Source organism: Nonomuraea sp. NPDC049141 (assembly GCF_040648415.1).
In the GTDB taxonomy this organism is placed as follows: Bacteria; Actinomycetota; Actinomycetes; order Streptosporangiales; family Streptosporangiaceae; genus Nonomuraea.
Window position 1 is genome coordinate 127,165 of the sequence record NZ_JBEZDR010000032.1, and the last position, 18,969, is coordinate 146,133.

An 18,969-nucleotide genomic window follows, 5' to 3' on the forward strand; every position below is an offset into this window, starting at 1 on the left:
ATGGTGAGATGGACATGGACCGCCCTGAGCTCGCCGATTTCCTGCGCCGTTCCAGGGAACGGCTACGCCCTCAGGAGGTAGGTCTGCCGGCCGGGCCACGGCGTCGCACGCCCGGATTGCGGCGCGAGGAGCTCTCCCAGCTCGCCGGGATGTCGGCTGACTACTACATGCGGCTCGAACAGGCCCGTAGTCCCCAGCCCTCGACCCAGATCCTCGCCTCGCTCGCCCGTGCGCTACGCCTGACCGAGGACGAGCGCGACCATCTCTATCTGCTGGCGGGGCACCGGCCGCCGGCCGGTCGGCTGGCGGGCGACCATGTACGGCCCGGCCTGCTCTACCTGCTCGACCAGCTCAAGGAGACCCCGGCGCACATCACCAACGACATCGGTGACCTCCTCGCGCACAACACCATGGCCGAAGCGCTCCTCGGCTGTGTCTGCTCGGTCCGCGAACAAGACCGCAACTTCGTGTGGCGCTGGTTCACCGATCCCACGATCCGCCAGATCTACTCACCCGACGAACGCCGGCAGCACAGCCGCGCCAACGTCGCGGACCTGCGCGCCGCCATCGCCCGGCGCGGCAGCGATGCCGCCTCCACCGGGCTCGTCACCAGACTGCGGGCCGCCAGTCCCGAGTTCGCCGAGCTGTGGGATCTGCACGAGGTCGCCGTACGGAGCAGCAGCCGCATGCGCGTCAACCACCCCGCCATCGGGCCGCTCGAACTCGAATGCGAAACGCTCCTCAGCCCAGCCGAAGACCAGAAACTCCTCATCTTCACCCCGCCGCCCGGCACCCCGAACATCGACCACCTGAGCCTGCTCCGCGTCCTCGGCCACGACGACTTCACCCCTGCGGCCCCCGAACGCCGCTGATCTCGGAATACGTCAGACCGCCGCCCCTCGAACCATGGGAGGGACGGCGGTCCGGTGAGCGGTGGGCTATCGCGAGGCGTTGTCGTCGAGCTGTGCGGTACCTGATTGCCGGGCGGTGGCGTTGAGCGCGGGCAGCACGATCATGCGGAGTTGGGCCTGGCCGGAGATGGTCCTACCGCTGTTTCCGCCGTAGTAGTAGGCCCGCATGATGTACGTGTCGGGCGTCAGCGAGGAGATGAACGTCTTCTGGTTGGACACGCAGTTGCCGCCGGTCCGGTTGCCGATGATGGTGGACACGTGGGCACCGCCGGACACGCGGTAGAAGGCCCAGAAGGGGTCCTCGTCCGGGGTGATGCCGTTGCCGCCGACGTTGTACCGCTGGCCGTTCCGGACGGTGAAGTCGGCGATGGGGCCGTCGATGGGATCGGTCTCGTACTTGATGTATCCCCCGTTGATGTACACGTGCGCGGCCGTGTTGCACCGGGCCGCGGAGGCCGCCGTGGAGGTCTGCGCCGCCACGGCCGTACCCAGGCCGACGGCCAGCACCAGCACGCTCAGGACACGCATCAGGGCGGTTCGGGCGATGACTCCATGGGATCGGTGGTGCCGGCGGATCTTCATGAGCATTCTTCCTTTCTGGCTGAGCCTTCGTGATAGACGTGGCGCGATCACCTGACTGCCGGGGACGCTACGGAGATGGCATGACGTAGCCATGACGTGGCGATGACTCCGCCTGTCATCCGCACGCCGTCTTCTGGCGAAATGTTCGCGGCGGTGTCGGATAGAGAGGCACGGGCGATGCGGTTTCGGATGCTGGGTCCGTTACAGGTCCGCACAGGCGACAGGTGGACACGGGTGGCCGCCGAACAGCAGCGGGTGGTCCTGGCGGTGCTGCTGGTCGAGGCCGGGCGAGTGGTGAGCACGGACAGGCTGGTGGACGCGGTGTGGGGTGAGCGGCCACCGAGAACGGCGACCAACACGATCGCCGCGTACGTCACGCGGTTGCGCCGGCTCGTGGGCGGCGACGCATGGCGTGTGGCACCTCGCGGGTGACTACCGTCCCCGTGGCGCGATCCAGCAGCTGCTCGCCGATCGCCTGCGCCCGCTCGGCTCGCGAACCCCGATGGTGCTGGAGCTGCTGGCGTGTGGCGAGCCGCTCCCGCTGGCGCTGCTGGCACAGCTGGTGGATCCGGCGTCGATCGACGAGGCCGAGGCACACGGATTGGCCGTGTCCGGGCGTGTGGGCAACCGCGTCCAGGTGCGACTCGCGCACCCGCTCTACGGTGAGGTGCTGCGTGCCCGATTATCGGCCGGCCGCGCCCGGCAGCTGTGGTGGCGGCTCGCCGGCGCGCTGCTGGACACCCCGCTGCGCCGTCGCGACGACCTGCTGCGGGCCGCGCTCTGGCAGGTCGAAGGCGGTGCGGTGGTACGCGCCGACATCGTGCGGACCGGCGCCCGCGAGGCCATCAACCGGGCGGATCTCGCCCTGGCCGAACGCCTCGCGCGAGCCGCCAGAGACGCCGAACCCTCTGTGGACGCCGACGCGCTGCTGGCCGAGGTGCTCGAATACCGTGGCCGCAGCGCCGAGGCGGCAGCCGTGCTACCGGAGCAGCCCCCGCCGGGCGACGAGCTGCTCCCGTGGGCCCTCGCCCGAGCCGAGACCATGTACTGGGGCAACGGGGACGCCGTCGCCGCCGAGCAGACGCTGGATCTCCTGCGCGGCCGGCCGGGGGAGGACCTGGCCGAGGGGATCCGCACCTGGATCCTGCTGTTCGACGGGCGCTGCGCGGCCGTGCTGGAGGTCGCCGACCGGCTGTTGGCCTCGGACTCGGCGAGCGCGCAGGCCCTCATCTGGGCCACCGCGGCGGCCACGGGGGCCGCGGGCTTCCTCGGGCGGGCCGTGGACGCCACCGGCTATCACGAGCGGGGGCTGGCCCTGGCCGAAGCGCGCCAGGCGGAGTTGCCCTGGGGCGTGGTCGAGCTCGGCGTCGCCCGGTCTCTGGCGTACCTGGCCATGGGTGAGCTGGACGCGGCATGGAGCGTCGCGGACGACGGATATCGGCAGGTGCTGGCCGGGCAGAGCCCGATGATGTCGGCCGGCCATCTCGGTTTCCGTGGGCTCGTGGAATGCGCGCAGGGCAGACCGGCCGACGCCGGCCGATCCCTCAGGGAAGCGATCAACGCGCTCGACGGCCGCGACACCCTCCGGCTCACCCACCTCTTCCTGGCCGGGCTGGCCACGGCCACCGCTCTGGGCGGCGCGGCGGACGACGCGCGAGCCTGGATGGACCACGCCGACCAGACCGGCAACGAGGCCAACCGGCTCTTCTCCCCGTGGATCGTGCTCGGCAACGCCTGGACGCTGGCGGCGGAAGGCCGCCTTGCCGACGCGGTGAGCACCGCCCGGTACGCGGCCGGCCTGGCCCGCGGCATCGGACTCCCCAGCGTCGAGGCGATGGCCCGCTACGATGTGCTCCGTCTCGGCGGAGAGGGTGATCTCCGCCGGCTCGACGAGCTCAACACCGCACTCGGCACACCCATGAGCCACGCGCTGGCAAGAGCGGCTCATGGGCTCGAACACACCGATGGCGAGGCACTCTCGGGCGCCACTGATGCCCTCGCCCAGCTCGGTCACCACCTGCTCGCCGCCGAGACCGCGACCTGCGCGGTTCCCGCCTATCGCCAGGCCGGTCTGGCGGACAAGGCGGCGATGGCGCTCGAACGAGCGGCCTCATCGCGCACTCGATGCCAGGGCGCCGTCACGCCCCTGCTCATGCGGTCCGCTCCGATGGTCGCCGACGCTCGCCGGGCTGACGACCTGCGAGCTCCTTAGCGAGAGTCACGCAGCAGCGCGGTGAAACCCTCGCCGCGGAGAGCTCGGTCGACGACTTCGATCGAGCGGGCCAGCCGGACCAGGCGCGGACCTTCCTCGCGATAGACGTCGAGCACCGCCTCCACCGCATGGGGCGGGAGGGAGGGCTTCAGATCGACGGCGGCACCCCGGTATCCCGCCCTGGCCGCCTCGATAGCCGCATTGACGTGGTGAAGCGCCATTCTGGCCAGCGCGATCGGGTGGCGCCGCAGCACCTCATACGCCCGGTAGTCGGGCGGTACGGCGTCGAGCAACCAGGCCACGGCCGAGGTCTCCCACTCGGGAACGCTGGGCGGACGGACCTCGGGCGGCCACTCCGGCGGGAGATACATGAATCCATCGTACTCACGTTCGATTCCCGCGTTATCGACGGCTGCTGACCGGCTTTCTGGCGTCGTAGTCCAGCCGGGCCTGCTCGACCTCGCCTAGGTTGACCGACCACTCGGCGAGTGCTTCGAACACCGGCGAGAGGCTCCGTCCCAATTCGGTGATCTCGTACTCCACTCGCGGTGGAACCTCGGGGTGGTAGGTGCGTACGACGAGCCCGTCGCGTTCCAGTTGCCGCAGTCGATCGGTCAGCACCTTGGGTGTGATGGTGGTGATGCGGCGTTCCAGCTCCACGAATCGATGCCGCCCGTATTCGTTGAGCACCCAAAGGATGGGGGTGGTCCAGCGGCTGAAGACGATGTCGACCACCGGGGTGATCGGGCAGGCCTGTTCCGGGGGGACGTCGGCAGGGGGCGCCCAAGCTGTGTCGTTGGTCACAATCCCAATACTTTCCTCTAGGTACCTACTATCACGGCGCTAGTAGCTTCCCAACATGATTGTGGTAACTGGAGCAACGGGCAACGTCGGGCAGCCGCTTGTGCGGGCGCTTGCCGCGGCCGGCGAACGGGTGACGGCGGTGTCACGGAAGATCTCGGACGTGCCGGTGGGGGTGCGGCACCGGCAGGCCGACCTGGCTGAGCCGGAGAGCCTCGAACCCGCCCTGCAAGGAGCCGAAGCGCTGTTCTTGCTGACCTCCCCCGACTTCATGGCGAACGGCGATCTCGGTGACGTCCTGAACGTCGTGCGAGCGGCCGGCGTCCGGCGGGTCGTGTTGCTGTCCTCCCATGGCGTGGGCACGCGACGCCACCCCTCGCGTCTGGAAGACGCGGTCAAGCGGTCCGGTCTGGCATGGACGATGCTGCGGCCGGGCAACTTCGCCTCCAACACGTTCCAGTGGGCTGATTCGGTCCGCGCGGAACGGGTGGTCCGGGCGCCGTTCGGCGACGTCGCGGTGCCGGCCATCGATCCGGCCGACATCGCCGAGGTCGCCGCCGTCGCCCTGCGCGAGCCGGGCCACGAGGGCAACGTCTACACGCTGACCGGACCGGTGCCGATCTCACCCCGGCAGCAGGCCGCGGCGATCGGGGACGCCCTGGGCGAGCCGGTGCGGTTCGTTGAGCAGAGCCGCGAGGGGGCGCGGGAGCAGATGCTGCGATACATGCCCGAGCCGGTCGTGGAGGCCACTCTCGGCGCCCTCGGCGCACCGTCGGCCGCCGAGCAGAGTGTCGGCCCCGACGTCGAGCGGCTCCTCGGCCGCCCGCCTCGCACATTCGCCGAGTGGGCGGAGCGCCACGTCGCGGCTTTCAAATAACGCGTCCGAGTGAGCCGGCACAACCCGACGTCGGCCGGCCCGCACGGGTCAGCCGCGTTCGCCGACCTCGGTCTTGTACGTGTGAAAGCCGCGCCGATGGTAGTTGGGCAGCGCGTGGGGGTGATCCAGGCTGGAGGTGTGCAGCCAGACCCGCCGTACGGCGGGGGTCAACCGCCACGCGCGCCGGACCGTCAGCGTCAGCGCGTATCCGCCCAGGCCCTTGCCGGTGAACTCGGGCAGCAGGCCGAAGGTCTCGATCTCGACCTCCTCGCCGGGGTGGACGTCGTAGGCGGCCGTGCCTACCGGTTCACCGTTCAGGGACAGCAGCGAGAACGCCCGCGCAGGGTGCTGAGCGAGCCAGGCGACCCATTGGTGTTCGCTCCGTCGCGCGCTCTGCCAGCCGTAGGGCGCGCCGATCCGGGACTGGAGGTCGACGACCAGCGGCGAGCCTCGGTCCAAGGACTCCAAGGCGAGACCGGGGACGGCCGCGCCTGGATTCAGCTGATCGGCGGCGGTCATCTCGACGTATGTCACGATTTCCTGCACTCTGCCCATTTTAGGGGAGGATCGATCTTCGGTTGGTTGATGTAATACCAAGTAAGCGCTAGCTTTCCTGACATGCGTGTCCTGGTGAGCGGTGCGTCGGGGTTCGTCGGCTCGCACGCGGTCTCGGCCCTGATCGCCGCCGGGCACGAGCCCTGCCTTTTGGCGAGAAGTCCGGAAAAAGTGCGACGTGTGTTGGGGGCTGGGGAGTGGGTGGTCCGTCAGGGGGACATCCGTGACGCGCCGGCCGTACGAGCGGCTCTGGACGGATGTGACGCGGTGCTGCACGCCGCCGCCGACATGGGGGTCACCGGGCACGGGACCGACCTGCACGGGTCCAACGTCGTCGGGCTGCGTAACGTGCTCGGGCAGGCCGCCGAGCTGGGACTGGATCCGATCGTGCACGTCTCCACGATCGCGGTGTTCGTGCCGCCCGCCGAGCCGCTCATCACCGCCGACAGCCCGCTGACCAGCCCCAGGAACGCCTACGGCAGGTCCAAGGTCGAGGGCGAGCGGTACGCCAGGGAACTGGGCGGTGTGACCATCGTGTACCCGGGCGGCATCGCCGGGCCGGGACAGCCGACGCTCGACGCGCTCAACGAGGGGCTCCGCGCCGGCCTGCGGTGGGGGTGGCCGGTCGTGCCGGGTGGCGTGAGCGTGCTGGACGTCCGGGATCTGGCCGTCGCGCTGGCCCGCTGTTTCACGCCGGGCCGCCGGGACCGCCGCTACCTGCTTGGGGGGCATTTCCGTACCTGGGGGGAGTTGGCGGAAGTATGTGCGGAGGTGACGGGGCGGGCGGGCCGGGCCTATCGGATACCCGGTGGGCTGCTGCGCGGGATGGCCGCGGTGCTCGACCGGCTCAAGCGGCTGGCGCCCATCGACTACCCGCTCACCCGTGACGCGGCCGACTTCATGCTCACCCTGGTCCCCACCGACGACGGCCCCACGCTCAAGGACCTTGAGCTCACTCTGCGCCCGGTGGAAGACACCGTTTCGGATACATTGCGGTGGCTTGCCGCTGAAGGGCACCTGGATCCGCGCAGAGTAGGCAGACTGGCGCCGTGACAGAGAAGATCGGTGTCATCGGGGCCGGCATCGTCGGCCTGGCGGTCGCCCGCGAGCTCGCCACCACCAGAGGTGCCGAGGTGACCGTCCTCGAGAAGGAGAACAGCGTCGGCGCGCACCAGACCGGCCACAACAGCGGCGTCGTCCACGCGGGCATCTACTACCCGCCGGGCTCGCTCAAGGCCAGGCTCTGCCGTGAGGGCGTCGCGCTGCTCAAGGAGTACTGCGCGCACCACAGCCTGCCGTACGAGGAGGTCGGGAAGCTGGTCGTGGCCTGCACCGGCGCCGAGCGGCCGCGGCTGGCGGCGCTGGCCGAGCGGGCCAGGGCGAACGGCGTCCCCGGCATCGCCGAGCTGGACGCGCTCGCGCTGCGCGAGATCGAGCCGCACGCGGTCGGCGTCGGCGCGGTCCACTCGCCGCACACCGCGATCGCCGACTTCCCCGCCGTCGCACGCCGGCTCGCGCTCGACGTGGCCGAACTGGGCGGTTCGGTACGGCTCGGGCACCCGGTCAGGGCGATCAGGGAGACCTTCAAGGGCGTCGAGGTGCTGGCCGCCGGGCGGCGGTTCGCCTTCGACCGGCTGGTGATCTGCGCGGGACTGAGCACCGACGCGGTGGCCAGGATGGCGGGACGGCCGGGCGACATCAGGATCGTGCCGTTCAGGGGCGAGTACTACGCGCTCGAGGGAGCGGCCAAGGACCTGGTGCGCGGCCTGATCTACCCGGTGCCCGACCCTCGATACCCGTTCCTCGGCGTCCATCTGACCAGGCACATCGACGGCGAGGTCCTGGTCGGGCCGAACGCGGTGCTGGCGCTGGCCTATGAGGGTTATCGGGGAATAAACCTCCGTAATTCCTGGCAGATTCTGCGCTGGCCGGGCACGCTGCGCATGGCCCGGCAGCACTGGCGCACCGGACTCAAGGAGGTCCACGGCTCGCTGGTCAAGGGGGCCTTCGTCCGGGCCGCGCGCCGCTACGTGCCCGAGCTCACCGCCTCCGACCTGCGGCGAACCGAGGGCGGGGTACGCGCCCAGGCCGTGGCGAAGGACGGCCGGTTGGTCGACGACTTCGCCGTGGACGTTCAGGGCAGGGTTGTGCTGGTACGCAACGCGCCGTCTCCCGCGGCCACCTCCAGCCTGGCGATTGCCAGGCACATCGCCGGAATTGTCCCAGCACTCGTCCGTTGAGTGCATGCTTGGAGATGATGGAAGCGCGACTGCTGATCGTCGAGGACGACCCCAACATCCTCGAACTCCTCGCCGCGAGCCTGAGGTTCGCGGGTTTCGACGTGTCCACGGTTAAAAACGGCCTAGACGCCGTCACCGCTGTTCAACGGCACCGTCCCGACCTGGTCGTCCTCGACGTCATGCTGCCCGACCTCGACGGATTCGAGATCGTACGGCGGCTGCGCGGCGGGGGCGTGCACGTGCCGGTGGTCTTCCTGACCGCCCGTGACGAGACCGAGGACAAGATCCGCGGGCTGACGATCGGCGGCGACGACTACGTCACCAAGCCGTTCAGCCTCGAAGAGGTGGTCGCCAGGATCCACGCGGTGCTCCGGCGTACCAGTGGAGAGTCGCAGGCGCCGCCGCCCAGGCTGACGTTCGCCGACATCGAGCTCGACGAGGAGAGCCACGAGGTGTGGCGCGGCGGCAACGCCGTGTCGCTGTCGCCGACCGAGTTCAAGCTGCTGCGGTACTTCATGACGAACGCGGGCCGGGTGCTGTCGAAGCCGCAGATCCTCGACCACGTCTGGGACTACGACTTCAGAGGCGAGGTCGGGATCGTCGAGTCCTACGTGTCGGTGCTCCGCCGTAAGATCGACAACCGCAACCCGCGGCTCATTCACACGTTGCGCGGTGTCGGATACGTCCTGCGGCTGCCGCCGAGTCCGTGATGCGCGGCCTGCCGCTCAGGATCAAGCTGATCGCCGCGATGCTGGCGCTGCTCGGCCTCGGGCTGACCTTCATCGGCGTGGTGAGTGTCTCCGTGCTGCACGGCTACCTGATGAACCGCGTCGACAGCCAGATCCAGCTGCTCGCCGTACGCGTGGAGAACAAGCTCAAGCACGACCAGGAGAAGCGGGAGCGGGGCAAGGAGACCAACGACAAGATGGCGTTGATCGAGTCCGACACGATCGTGCTGGTGCAGCCGCCGGGCGGGACGCTGACCCCGGTGTTCGGCGACCGCGACGTGGACGCCAGGCCCAGGCCGGTGCTGTCGCAGGCGCCCGGACCGACCCTCTACACGACGCGGGCGGTCAGCGGCGACGGCGAGTGGCGGGTGCTGCGGACCTCGATCCCGGCGGGCGACTACGTGATCGCGGCGGACCTGGAGGAGGTCAGGGACATCACCCGGCGGCTCGGCCTCATCGAGCTGCTGGGCGGCGGCGGCATCCTGCTCATCCTCGCCGTCGTGGGCGTCGCGATGGTCCGGCGCAGCATGCGCCCGCTGACCGAGATCGAGAGCACCGCCGAGGCCATCGCGGGCGGCGAGCTCGGCCGCCGGGTGCCGACCGGCGACCCGCGTACGGAGGTGGGCCGCCTGGCCCTGTCGCTCAACGGGATGCTCGCGCAGATCGAGGCCGCGTTCACCGCCAGGTCCGCCTCCGAGGCGGCCGCCCGCCGCTCGGAGGACCGGATGCGCCAGTTCATCGGCGACGCCTCGCACGAGCTGCGCACCCCGCTCACCTCGATCCGCGGTTTCGCCGAGTATGCCAGGCAGAACCAGAAGGCCGACGCCGCCGAGCTGATGCAGCGCGTGGAGAAGGCCGCCGGCCGGATGAGCCTGCTCGTGGACGACCTGCTGCTGCTCGCCCGCGTCGACCAGCAGCGCCCGCTGCGCATGCGGCCGGTCGACATGCTGGCGCTGGCCGCCGACGCGGTGCACGACGCGCGCATCCTGGCGCCCGACCGGGTGGTCAGCCTGGACGTCGTCGGCGGCGCGGCGCTGATCGTCTCCGGTGACGAGGTACGCCTGCGCCAGGTGGTCACCAACCTCATGACCAACGCCCTGACCCACACCGAACCGGCCACCCCGGTGACGGTACGTGTCGGGGCAGGGGCCGACACGGCGTTCCTGGAAGTGGCCGACAAGGGGCCCGGTCTCACGCCCGAGCAGGTCGAGCGGGTGTTCGAGCGGTTCTACCGGGCCGACTCGGCCAGGTCGCGCCAGCGTTCGGGCGACGACCGGGGCAGCGGGCTCGGCCTGGCCATCGTGCAGGCGCTGGTGAAGGCGCACGGCGGCACGGTGCTGCTCGACAGCGCGCCCGGCTCGGGTTCCACGTTCCGGGTCGAACTCCCACTCGCCTTGGAGTGAGCATTCAGCTATTCCTCAGCCTCCTGAGTCACTCTGGGTAGGTGACTAAACCCGAGGCGCTGATCATGGTGGTGGACGACGAGCCCAGCATCCGGGACCTTCTGTCCGCGAGCCTGCGCTTCTCCGGCTTCGAGGTGCTGACCGCCGCGGACGGCTACGAGGCCGTCGAGGTGGCCGAGCGGACCACACCGGATCTGGTCGTGCTCGACGTCATGCTGCCCGATCTCGACGGGTTCGAGGTGGCCAAGCGGATCGGCGTACCGGTGCTCTTCCTGACCGCCCGTGACGCCACCGAGGACAAGATCCTCGGGCTGGGTGTGGGCGACGACTACGTGACCAAGCCGTTCAGCCTGGAAGAGGTCCAGGCCAGGATCCGCGCGGTGCTCCGGCGTACGCGCGGGGAGAGCGCGCCCGCGAGCCGCCTGCAGGTCGCCGACCTGGAGCTGGACGAGGAGGCCCGCGAGGTCTGGCGCGACGGGCGGCAGGTGCGGCTGTCGCCGACGGAGTTCAAGCTGCTGCACTACTTCATGTCCAACGCCGGGCGGGTGCTGTCCAAGGCGCAGATCCTCGACCACGTCTGGAACTACGACTTCGGCGGCGACGCCGGTGTGGTCGAGTCGTATGTGTCCTATCTGCGGCGCAAGGTCGACGATGTCGAGCCCAGGCTCATCCACACGCTGCGTAGCGTCGGTTATGTGCTGCGGGAGCCACCGGCGGGCTAGCGTGGTCCTATGGATCTGCTGGGCGCGTTGGAGGAGTTGCGCCACCGGCTCGATGGCGAGCTGTTCCCGCTCGAGATCGGTGCGGCCGCCGACGACCGGCGCGCGCTCAAGGAGCTCACCGGCCAGCTCGACGACTACCTGCTGCCCCGGCTGCGGGCCATCGACGCGCCGTTGCTCGCCGTGGTCGGCGGCTCCACCGGGGCGGGCAAGTCGACGCTGGTCAACTCGCTGGTCGGGGCCGACGTCGCCGAGCCGGGCGTGCTGCGGCCCACCACGCTGGTGCCGACGCTGGTGGTGAGTCCGGCCGACCGCGACTGGTTCATGGGCCAGAACGTCCTGCCCGGGCTGTCCCGCGGCACCGGATCGGCCGTCGGAGCGCTGCGGGTGGTCACCTCTCCGTCGCTCGCCCCGGGGCTGGCGCTGCTCGACGCGCCCGACATCGACTCGGTGGTGACCGCGAACCGCGAGCTGGCCGCGCAACTGCTGGCCGCCGCCGATCTGTGGTTGTTCGTCACCACCGCCGCCCGTTACGCCGACGAGGTGCCGTGGAGCTTCCTGCGCTCGGCGCGCGAACGCAGCACGGCGCTCGCTCTCGTGCTCGACCGCGTGCCAGCCGAGGCCGTCGAGCCCGTCACCCGTGACCTCGAACGCCTGCTGGTCGAGAACGGTCTGGCCGGCACCCGGCTGTTCACCGTGCCCGAGGCGGCACTGCCGTCGGAGAAGGCGCGGCTGCCCGCCGCCCTGGTGTCACCGATCTCCGCGTGGCTGTCCGAGCTGGCCGCCGACGCGGCCGAACGGTCCCGGGTCGTCCGGCAGACGCTGTCCGGGGCGCTCGACAGCCTGGTCGCGCGGGTGCCGCTGCTGGCCGACGCCGTCACGCGGCAGCAGGCCGGGTTCGACGCGCTGCGCTCCATCGTGTCGGGGGCCTACTCGGGCGGGCTGGCCGACTTCGACGAGGGCATGCGCGACGGGTCGCTGCTCCGCGGCGAGGTGCTGGCCCGCTGGCAGGACTTCATCGGCACCGGCGACCTGATGCGCTCGCTGGAGAGCCGGGTGGGATGGCTGCGTGACCGGGTCGTCGGCTTCTTCACCGGGCGGGTGCCCGCCGAGTCGCTGCGCGACGCGCTGGAGAGCGGCGTCGAGACGCTGATCAGAGGCGCCGCCGACGCCGCCGCCGAACGCAGCCTGGAGGGCTGGTCGGCCGCGCCCGGCGGTCCCGGGATCATCGCCCACGTCGGCGCGGTGGAAGCGGCCCGGCTGGGCCGGACCTCCCCTGACCTGAGCAAACGGGCCTCGGCGGCGGTACGGGGGTGGCAGGAGTACGTCCTCGACCTGGTACGCAACGAAGGCGCGGAGAAACGGACCACGGCCCGGATCGCCTCCTTCGGGGTGAACGGGGCCGGCTTGCTGCTGATGCTGGCCGTGTTCGCCTCCACGGGTGGGTTGACCGGGATCGAGGTCGGGATCGCGGGTGGGACGAGCGTGCTGTCGCAGAAGCTGCTGGAGGCGGTGTTCGGCGATCAGGCGGTGCGGACGCTGACCGTCCGGGCGCGCGAGGATCTGCGCGAACGGGTGCGGAGACTGCTGGAGGAGGAGGCCGGGCGGTTCACCGAACTGCTGGCGGCGGTCGAGCCACCGGCCGGGGCGGCGGGCGCCCTGCGGGAGGCCGCCCAGTCAGTCCGCGCCCATCGCACCGAACTGCCGTCGGGCACGGCTCCGGTCGACATCGCCGAAGGCCCGGCTGAGGGTTTGGCTGAGGGTCTCGCTGAAGGTGAGGGGTCGTGAAGCTGCTGCGTCGTAAGGAGGGCCCGTCGCTGGACTCCCGGCTGGCCGCGCTGCTGGAGGCGGCCGAGCTGGCCGAGGGGCGGCTGCCGGCCGACGTGGTGTCCCACGCGCGGGCGGTGGCGGAACGGGCCGGGGTACGGCGCAGCCTGTCGGTGGATCACACCGTGGCGGCGCTGGCCGGGGCCACGGGGAGCGGGAAGTCGTCGTTGTTCAACGCGCTGGCCGGGGACGAGCTCGCGGCCGTGGGCGTCACCCGGCCGACCACCTCGACCGCGCAGGCGGCGCTGTGGGACGGGGCGGGGGCGGGTCCGCTGCTCGACTGGCTGGAGATCCCCCAACGGCACGCCCCGGCCGCTGTCGGACCCGATTTTTCCGGACTTATCCTGCTAGACCTCCCCGATCATGACTCCATCCGGCTGACGCACCGCCTGGAGGTCGATCGGCTGGTGGAGCTCGTGGATCTGCTGGTGTGGGTGCTGGACCCGCAGAAGTACGCCGACGCGGCGGTCCACGAGCGCTACCTGCGCCCGCTGGCCGGGCACCGGGACGTGACGGTGGTGGTGCTCAACCAGATCGACCGCCTGCCGCCCGACGCGGTGGGCCGGTGCCTGCGCGACCTGCGCCGCCTCCTGGACGACGACGGGCTGGCGGGGGTGCCGATCGTCGGTGCCTCCGCGCGTACGGGTGCGGGCCTGGCCGAGCTGCGCACGCTCCTGGCGGAGCGGGTGGCCGAGCGCCGCTCCTGGTCCGCCCGCCTGTCCGCCGACGTGTCCGCCGCCGCGGACCACCTGGCCGATCCGTCCGCCGCGCCGCATTCGTCGGCCGCGCCGCATTCGTCGGCCGCGCCGCGTCCGGGCGCAGGTACGCCGGGTGGCGCGGTGGCCGGGCTGGGGAAGCCGCTCACCGACGCGCTGTCCGAGGCCGCCGGGGTGCCGCTGGTCGTGGCGGCCGTGCGGAAGGGGCACCGGCACCGGGCCGTGGTGGCGACCGGCTGGCCGGTCACCAAGTGGGTCCGGCGGTTCCGGCCTGACCCGTTGCGCAGGCTGCGCATCGGCACGAGCACCACTTCGCGCGAGTTGGAGACCGTCGGCCGTACGTCCGTCCCGGCTGCTTCGGCCGTACAGAAAGCACAGGTCGAGACCGCCATCCGCGACGTCGGCGAGGCGGCGGCGAGTGACCTGGAAGGGGCGTGGGCGGCGGCGGTACGGCAGGCGGCGCGGTCTCGGGCCGGAGAGCTGACCGACGCCGTGGACCGGGCGGTGGCGACGACCTCGCTCGGGGCGACCAGGCGGCCGAGGTGGTGGCGGGTGGTGGGGATGCTGCAGTGGCTGGTGTTCGCAGTCATGGTCGCCGGTGGGCTGTGGCTGGGGGTGCTGTTCGGCATGGACTACCTGCGCCTGCCCCAGCCGCCCCTGCCAACGCTGGGCGTGGTGCCGTGGCCGACGGTGCTGCTCGGCGGCGGTGCGCTGGCCGGGGTGCTGATCGCGTTGCTGTCCCGGCTGGCGGCCTGGGCGGGCGGGCATCGCCGGGCGCGCCGGGTGGCGAAGGACCTGCGGTCGGCCATCGCCAAGGTCGGCGCCGAGTACGTACTGGAGCCGGTGAAGGGCGAACTGGCCAGGCACACCCGTTTCACGGAGGCGATCACCCGCGCCCGCGCCTGATGGTCGGTCAGGGGCGGCCGGCAGGCCCGAGGAGGAGGGTCGACAGAGCCGCGCCCAGGCCGGCGAAACCGGCGGCCACCAGGAACGGCATCGACGGCCCGAACTGCTGCCCCACCACCCCGGCCAGCCCCGACCCCGCCGCGCCCCCCACGCCCACCGCCGTCGACACCCACCCGAACGCCTCCGCCTGCGCCCCCGGCGCGAGCTCGTCCACCAGCAGCGACGTGGTCGTCAGCGCCGGGTTGAGCATGAGTCCCCCGGCGAAGAGCACCGCCCAGAACAGCGGCAGCGACGACACCAGCACCAGCGGCCCCAGTGCGAGACCGAAGACCAGCAGCAGCCCGGTCAGCCGGCGAGCGGGATCGGCCGTCCACCGGCGGGCACCGTAGACGGCCGCCCCGGCGACGCCGCCCAGCGACAGCGCCGCCACCAGCAGGCCCGTCGCGGCCGGAATGCCCCGGGCCGCCGCGAGAGCGGGCACCCCGACGTCCAGCGCCCCGATGGCCCCGCCGAGCAGTACCACCACGACGAGCAGCAACCGCATCCCGAGATGCCGGAACACCCGCCCCCGCCTCGCCGACCGCGAGGGACCGGTGACCCGCAGCACCCGGGAGAAGGCCAAGGTGCCCGCCCCCGCGGCTACGGCCACCACACCCAGCGCCAGCGAGGCCGACGCCAGCGCGATCAGCACCCCTAACAGCAGCGGGCCGGTGAGCATGGCCAGCTCCTGCACCAGGTACACGAGGCTGTAGGCGGCGGTACGGCCCTCGGTGGCCAGGCGGGCGCCCCACTCGACGCGCATGGTCACCGAGACCGGTGGCAGTCCGGCCCCCGCCGTCCAGGCCAGCGCCACGATCGTCCACCCCGGCCACCCGGACCCGGCGCCGGCCACCACCGCGATCAGGGCCGTGACGTGCGCCAACGCGCTGACGGCCAGTACCCCCCGCGGCCCCCGCCGGTCGATGAGGCGCCCCTGGACGGGCCTGGCCATCCCCGCGCCGATGGCGAACGCCGCCGCGGCCAGCCCCGCCAGCACCAGCGAGCCGGTCGAAGCCTGCACCACCAGCACGATCCCCACCGGCGCGACCTGCTGCGTGAGCTGGGCCAGGAACCCGAGGACGGCCTGCGCCGTCACACCCGGCAGACCGAACAGCTTCCGGTACTGCACACCCTGCCCCATGCGCGTCACCCGGCCCCGAGGGAGTCGGCGATCGTGTGCAGGGTGCCGAGCAGCGGCCGAAGAAGAGGATGAGCCTCGGCACCCCGCCGTACGGCCGCGAAGACCCGCCGCTCGGGGCCCGGCGCGCGACGTACCGCCACGCCCGGCACCGCGACCCCCGGCAGTGCCACGCCGGACACCGCGACGCCTGGCACCGCTACGCCTGGCACGGCCACGCCCGGCAGCACCATGTCGCGCAGGGCCAGTCGGGGCACCAGTGCCACGCCCGCGCCGGCTCCGACCAGTGCCACCACGGCGCGGAAGTCGTCGGAGCAGTGTGCGAAGTTCGGTGAGAAGCCCGCCTGCTCGCAGGCGAACGTGATCACGTCGTGGACAGGGTTGCCGGGGTAGGGCCCGATCCACGTCTCGCCCGCGAGCTCGCCGAGCCGGACCGCGTCCGCCGGGGGCGGGCCGCCGGCGCTCGCCAGAGGGTGATCCTGGGGGAGCACCAGGTCGAACGGCTCGGCGTACAGGGCGGACCGGTGCAGGCGGGGATCGGCCGCGTCCGGGGCGCCGCGATACTCCACCGCGATGGCCAGATCGGCCCGGTCGTCGAGCAGCATGGTCAGGCTGTGGTCGCCCTCGGCGTCGAGTACGCGTATCCGCAGCCCCGGGGAGCCGGTGCGCAGGGCGGTGATGGCGGGGGAGAGCACGGCGCTGATCGCGGTGGCGAAGCAGGCGACGGTCACCTCGCCCGCCGCGCCCGTGCTGTAGGCGGCGACCTCGGCTTCGGCGCGTTCGAGCTGGGCGAGCACCTCGTTGGCGTGGGTGAGCATGATCTGGCCGACCGCGGTCAGGCGGACGCCGCGCGCGTCGCGGGTGAACAGCCGGTGGCCCACCTCGTGCTCCAGCGCCCCGAGCTGCTGGGAGACAGCCGAAGGGGTGAGGTGCAGTGCGGCGGCCGCGGCGGTGACCGTGCCATGGTCGGCCACCGCGCGCAACGTACGCAGCCGCCGCGTGTCTATCACGCAGCGAGAATACTCAGCTCCTGGGTCCGGAGCGCCGGCGAGGCGTCCGGGCCGCGGCCCGGAGGGTCAGTACGACGTGCGGGCCGCGACCCGGAGGGTCAGTGCGACGCGCGGGCCTGGATGAAGGCGTCGACCGCGCGGTCCACGTCCTCGGCCGAGTGGGCCGCCGACAGCTGGACCCGGATCCGGGCCTGGCCGTGCGGCACGACCGGGTACGAGAACCCGATCACGTACACGCCGAGCTCCAGCAGCCGCTCGGCCATCGCCCCGGCCTCGGCGGCGTCGCCGATCATCACAGGGGTGATCGGATGGTCGCCGGGCAGGATGTCGAACCCGGCCTCGGTCATCTTGGCGCGGAACCGGGCGGTGTTCGCGCGCAGTTGCTCCCTGGCCTCGCTGGAGGTCTCCAGCAGGTCGAGGATGCGCAGCGAGGCCGCGGCGATGACCGGGGCGAGCGAGTTGGAGAAGAGGTACGGGCGGGAGCGCTGGCGCAGCAGCTCGCAGATCTCCTTGCGGGCCGCGACGTAGCCGCCGCTGGCCCCGCCGAGCGCCTTGCCCAGGGTGCCGGTGATGATGTCCACCCGGTCGGTGACGCCGTGCAGCTCGGGCGTGCCGCGACCGGTCGGCCCGACGAACCCGACCGCGTGGGAGTCGTCGACCATGACCATCGCGTCGTAGCGTTCGGCCAGGTCGCAGATGTCGGCCAGCGGCGCCAGGTAGCCGTCCATGGAGAACACGCCGTCGGTCACGATCAGCCGTCGCCGCGCGTCGGACGCCTCCTTCAGCCTGGCCTCCAGCTCGGCCATGTCGCGGTTGGCGTAGCGGTAGCGGCGGGCCTTCGACAGCCGGATGCCGTCGATGATGCTCGCGTGGTTCAGGGCGTCGGAGATCACCGCGTCCTGCGCGTCGAGCAGCGTCTCGAAGACGCCGCCGTTCGCGTCGAAGCACGAGCTGTAGAGAACGGAGTCCTCCTGGCTGAGGAAGTCAGAAAGGCGGGCTTCGAGCTCCTTGTGCACTTCCTGGGTGCCGCAGATGAACCGTACCGAGGCCATCCCGAAGCCCCAGCGGTCGAGCGCCTCCTTGGCGGCGGCGACCACCTCGGGGTTGTCGGCCAGGCCGAGGTAGTTGTTGGCGCAGAAGTTCAGCACCTCTCGCCCGGCCACGCTCACCTGTGAGCTCTGTGGCGTGGTGATCACCCGCTCGGGCTTGTGCAGCCCCGCCTCGGTGATCTCGTCGAGCGTCGCACGCAGCTGATCGCGTACGTTCGTGAACATCAAACGCTCCAATCCAGGATGACCTTGCCCGTGCGGCCGCTGGCCGCCGTGTCGAAGGCGGCGTCGAAATCGCGGTACGAGTAGCGGTCGGTGATCACCGGGGACAGGTCGAGACCCTTCTCCAGCAGCACCGACATGTTGTACCAGGTCTCGTACATCTCCCGGCCGTAGATGCCCTTGATGGTGAGCATCGAGGTCACCACCGTGGCCCAGTCGATGGCGAACTCCTCGGCGGGCAGCCCGAGCATCGCGATCTTCCCGCCGTGCGTCATGTTCGCGATCATGTCGCGTACGGCCCGCGGGTTCCCGGACATCTCCAGCCCGACGTCGAAGCCCTCGCGCAGGCCGAGCCGCGTGACGCCCTCGGCGATCGAGGTCCGCGCGACGTTCAGGGCCAGGGAGACGCCGAGCTTGCCGGCCAGGTCGAGCCGTTCCTCGCTGACGTCGGTGATCACCACGTTGCGCGCGCCCACGTGCGTGGCCACCGCCGCCGCCATCAGCCCGATCGGGCCCGCGCCCGTGATCAGCACGTCCTCGCCGACCAGGGGGAACGACAACGCGGTGTGTACGGCGTTGCCGAACGGGTCGAAGATGGCCGCCACGTCGGGATGGACCGGCACCCGGTGCTTCCAGACGTTGGAGGCGGGCAGCGTGACGTATTCGGCGAAGGCGCCGTCCCTGTTCACGCCGAGCCCGATGGTGTTGCGGCACAGATGGCGGCGCCCGGCCATGCAGTTGCGGCACTTGCCGCAGACGATGTGCCCCTCGCCGCTCACCAGGTCGCCGACGGAGATGTCCTCGACGCCGGGCGCGACCTCGACCACGTGCCCGGAGAACTCATGCCCCACGATCAGCGGAAGCTTCAGAGTATGCCGCGCCCAATCGTCATATTTCCGGATGTGGAGGTCGGTGCCACAGATGCCGGTACGCAGCACCCGGATCAGTACCTCACCCGGCCCAGGTGTGGGCTCCGGCACGTCGGCCAGCCACAATCCGGGCTCGGCTCGCTCCTTGACCAGCGCTTTCATGGG

At 71.4% G+C, this 18,969-nt stretch carries 19 protein-coding genes; 11 read left to right on the forward strand and 8 right to left on the reverse strand.

What is annotated here, in order from left to right:
- The first annotated feature begins 14 nt into the window (after positions 1–14).
- Complete coding sequence (locus AB0B91_RS57810; protein ID WP_358340514.1) at positions 15–872, forward strand: helix-turn-helix transcriptional regulator; 858 nt, start codon at positions 15–17, stop codon at positions 870–872.
- Positions 873–938: 66 nt separating this feature from the next.
- Here the strand turns inward: AB0B91_RS57810 and AB0B91_RS57815 are convergent, their stop codons facing one another.
- The gene (locus tag AB0B91_RS57815; RefSeq protein WP_358340516.1) at positions 939–1,493 is read right to left on the reverse strand and encodes a hypothetical protein; all 555 of its coding nucleotides are present in this window, start codon (positions 1,491–1,493) and stop codon (positions 939–941) included.
- Between the two features lie 234 nt (positions 1,494–1,727).
- Here AB0B91_RS57815 and AB0B91_RS57820 point away from each other — a divergent pair, with 234 nt between their 5' ends.
- Both AB0B91_RS57820 and AB0B91_RS57825 read left to right on the forward strand, forming a co-directional pair.
- Positions 1,728–1,925 carry a helix-turn-helix domain-containing protein gene (locus AB0B91_RS57820; protein WP_358340518.1) on the forward strand — a complete coding sequence of 66 codons (198 nt, stop codon included), beginning with the start codon at positions 1,728–1,730 and terminating at the stop codon, positions 1,923–1,925.
- On the forward strand, positions 1,906–3,705 hold the full coding sequence (locus AB0B91_RS57825; RefSeq protein ID WP_358340520.1) for a hypothetical protein: 1,800 nt from the start codon (positions 1,906–1,908) through the stop codon (positions 3,703–3,705). Before AB0B91_RS57820 ends, AB0B91_RS57825 begins: the two co-directional genes overlap by 20 nt.
- Here AB0B91_RS57825 and AB0B91_RS57830 read toward each other — a convergent pair.
- Together AB0B91_RS57830 and AB0B91_RS57835 are read right to left on the reverse strand one after the other, a co-directional pair.
- Positions 3,702–4,076 (reverse strand): hypothetical protein, encoded by a 375-nt coding sequence (locus tag AB0B91_RS57830; protein ID WP_358340521.1) that lies wholly within the window; start codon positions 4,074–4,076, stop codon positions 3,702–3,704. The genes AB0B91_RS57825 and AB0B91_RS57830 overlap by 4 nt on opposite strands.
- A gap of 31 nt (positions 4,077–4,107) precedes the next feature.
- Positions 4,108–4,509, reverse strand: a complete 402-nt coding sequence (locus AB0B91_RS57835; RefSeq protein ID WP_358340523.1) for a helix-turn-helix domain-containing protein — start codon at positions 4,507–4,509, stop codon at positions 4,108–4,110.
- A gap of 55 nt (positions 4,510–4,564) precedes the next feature.
- Here AB0B91_RS57835 and AB0B91_RS57840 point away from each other — a divergent pair, with 55 nt between their 5' ends.
- Positions 4,565–5,383, forward strand: a complete 819-nt coding sequence (locus AB0B91_RS57840) for an NAD(P)H-binding protein (RefSeq protein WP_358340524.1) — start codon at positions 4,565–4,567, stop codon at positions 5,381–5,383.
- A 48-nt stretch (positions 5,384–5,431) separates the two neighbouring features.
- Here the strand turns inward: AB0B91_RS57840 and AB0B91_RS57845 are convergent, their stop codons facing one another.
- A complete protein-coding gene (locus AB0B91_RS57845; RefSeq protein WP_358340526.1) occupies positions 5,432–5,929 on the reverse strand; it encodes a GNAT family N-acetyltransferase in 498 nt (165 codons plus the stop codon).
- 72 nt (positions 5,930–6,001) lie between these two features.
- Between AB0B91_RS57845 and AB0B91_RS57850 the strand changes: the two genes are divergently transcribed.
- From AB0B91_RS57850 to AB0B91_RS57880, 7 genes are all read left to right on the forward strand, one after another.
- Positions 6,002–6,991, forward strand: a complete 990-nt coding sequence (locus AB0B91_RS57850) for an NAD-dependent epimerase/dehydratase family protein (protein WP_358340528.1) — start codon at positions 6,002–6,004, stop codon at positions 6,989–6,991.
- The gene (gene lhgO / locus AB0B91_RS57855; RefSeq protein ID WP_358340530.1) at positions 6,988–8,178 is read left to right on the forward strand and encodes an L-2-hydroxyglutarate oxidase; all 1,191 of its coding nucleotides are present in this window, start codon (positions 6,988–6,990) and stop codon (positions 8,176–8,178) included. Before AB0B91_RS57850 ends, lhgO begins: the two co-directional genes overlap by 4 nt.
- A 14-nt stretch (positions 8,179–8,192) precedes the next feature.
- Positions 8,193–8,888 (forward strand): response regulator transcription factor, encoded by a 696-nt coding sequence (locus tag AB0B91_RS57860; RefSeq protein ID WP_214644281.1) that lies wholly within the window; start codon positions 8,193–8,195, stop codon positions 8,886–8,888.
- The gene (locus AB0B91_RS57865) at positions 8,888–10,309 is read left to right on the forward strand and encodes a HAMP domain-containing sensor histidine kinase (RefSeq protein ID WP_358340532.1); all 1,422 of its coding nucleotides are present in this window, start codon (positions 8,888–8,890) and stop codon (positions 10,307–10,309) included. Before AB0B91_RS57860 ends, AB0B91_RS57865 begins: the two co-directional genes overlap by 1 nt.
- A gap of 65 nt (positions 10,310–10,374) precedes the next feature.
- The gene (locus AB0B91_RS57870) at positions 10,375–11,031 is read left to right on the forward strand and encodes a response regulator transcription factor (protein ID WP_358340608.1); all 657 of its coding nucleotides are present in this window, start codon (positions 10,375–10,377) and stop codon (positions 11,029–11,031) included.
- A gap of 9 nt (positions 11,032–11,040) precedes the next feature.
- Positions 11,041–12,816: a GTPase domain-containing protein gene (locus AB0B91_RS57875; protein WP_358340534.1), complete on the forward strand. Its 1,776-nt coding sequence runs from the start codon at positions 11,041–11,043 to the stop codon at positions 12,814–12,816.
- Positions 12,813–14,477, forward strand: coding sequence for a GTPase (locus AB0B91_RS57880; RefSeq protein ID WP_358340536.1), 1,665 nt, complete (start codon positions 12,813–12,815; stop codon positions 14,475–14,477). Before AB0B91_RS57875 ends, AB0B91_RS57880 begins: the two co-directional genes overlap by 4 nt.
- A 7-nt stretch (positions 14,478–14,484) precedes the next feature.
- Here the strand turns inward: AB0B91_RS57880 and AB0B91_RS57885 are convergent, their stop codons facing one another.
- From AB0B91_RS57885 to tdh, 4 genes are all read right to left on the reverse strand, one after another.
- Positions 14,485–15,657, reverse strand: coding sequence for an MFS transporter (locus tag AB0B91_RS57885; RefSeq protein ID WP_358340538.1), 1,173 nt, complete (start codon positions 15,655–15,657; stop codon positions 14,485–14,487).
- 5 nt (positions 15,658–15,662) lie between these two features.
- Positions 15,663–16,664, reverse strand: a complete 1,002-nt coding sequence (locus AB0B91_RS57890) for a LysR family transcriptional regulator (RefSeq protein WP_358340540.1) — start codon at positions 16,662–16,664, stop codon at positions 15,663–15,665.
- A gap of 98 nt (positions 16,665–16,762) precedes the next feature.
- The gene (locus AB0B91_RS57895) at positions 16,763–17,938 is read right to left on the reverse strand and encodes a glycine C-acetyltransferase (RefSeq protein WP_358340542.1); all 1,176 of its coding nucleotides are present in this window, start codon (positions 17,936–17,938) and stop codon (positions 16,763–16,765) included.
- Positions 17,938–18,966 (reverse strand): L-threonine 3-dehydrogenase, encoded by a 1,029-nt coding sequence (tdh, locus tag AB0B91_RS57900; protein ID WP_358340544.1) that lies wholly within the window; start codon positions 18,964–18,966, stop codon positions 17,938–17,940. Before tdh ends, AB0B91_RS57895 begins: the two co-directional genes overlap by 1 nt.
- Positions 18,967–18,969: the final 3 nt, after the last annotated feature.

Bases quoted from the DNA above. Each gene is read 5' to 3' on its own strand.
- AB0B91_RS57810 (WP_358340514.1), top strand. From the start codon at position 15: ATGGACCGCCCTGAGCTCGCCGATTTCCTGCGCCGTTCCAGGGAACGG.
- AB0B91_RS57815 (WP_358340516.1), bottom strand. From the start codon at position 1,493: ATGAAGATCCGCCGGCACCACCGATCCCATGGAGTCATCGCCCGAACC.
- AB0B91_RS57830 (WP_358340521.1), bottom strand. From the start codon at position 4,076: ATGTATCTCCCGCCGGAGTGGCCGCCCGAGGTCCGTCCGCCCAGCGTT.
- AB0B91_RS57840 (WP_358340524.1), top strand. From the start codon at position 4,565: ATGATTGTGGTAACTGGAGCAACGGGCAACGTCGGGCAGCCGCTTGTG.
- AB0B91_RS57850 (WP_358340528.1), top strand. From the start codon at position 6,002: ATGCGTGTCCTGGTGAGCGGTGCGTCGGGGTTCGTCGGCTCGCACGCG.
- AB0B91_RS57860 (WP_214644281.1), top strand. From the start codon at position 8,193: ATGATGGAAGCGCGACTGCTGATCGTCGAGGACGACCCCAACATCCTC.
- AB0B91_RS57865 (WP_358340532.1), top strand. From the start codon at position 8,888: ATGCGCGGCCTGCCGCTCAGGATCAAGCTGATCGCCGCGATGCTGGCG.
- AB0B91_RS57870 (WP_358340608.1), top strand. From the start codon at position 10,375: ATGGTGGTGGACGACGAGCCCAGCATCCGGGACCTTCTGTCCGCGAGC.
- AB0B91_RS57875 (WP_358340534.1), top strand. From the start codon at position 11,041: ATGGATCTGCTGGGCGCGTTGGAGGAGTTGCGCCACCGGCTCGATGGC.
- AB0B91_RS57885 (WP_358340538.1), bottom strand. From the start codon at position 15,657: ATGGGGCAGGGTGTGCAGTACCGGAAGCTGTTCGGTCTGCCGGGTGTG.
- AB0B91_RS57895 (WP_358340542.1), bottom strand. From the start codon at position 17,938: ATGTTCACGAACGTACGCGATCAGCTGCGTGCGACGCTCGACGAGATC.
- tdh (WP_358340544.1), bottom strand. From the start codon at position 18,966: ATGAAAGCGCTGGTCAAGGAGCGAGCCGAGCCCGGATTGTGGCTGGCC.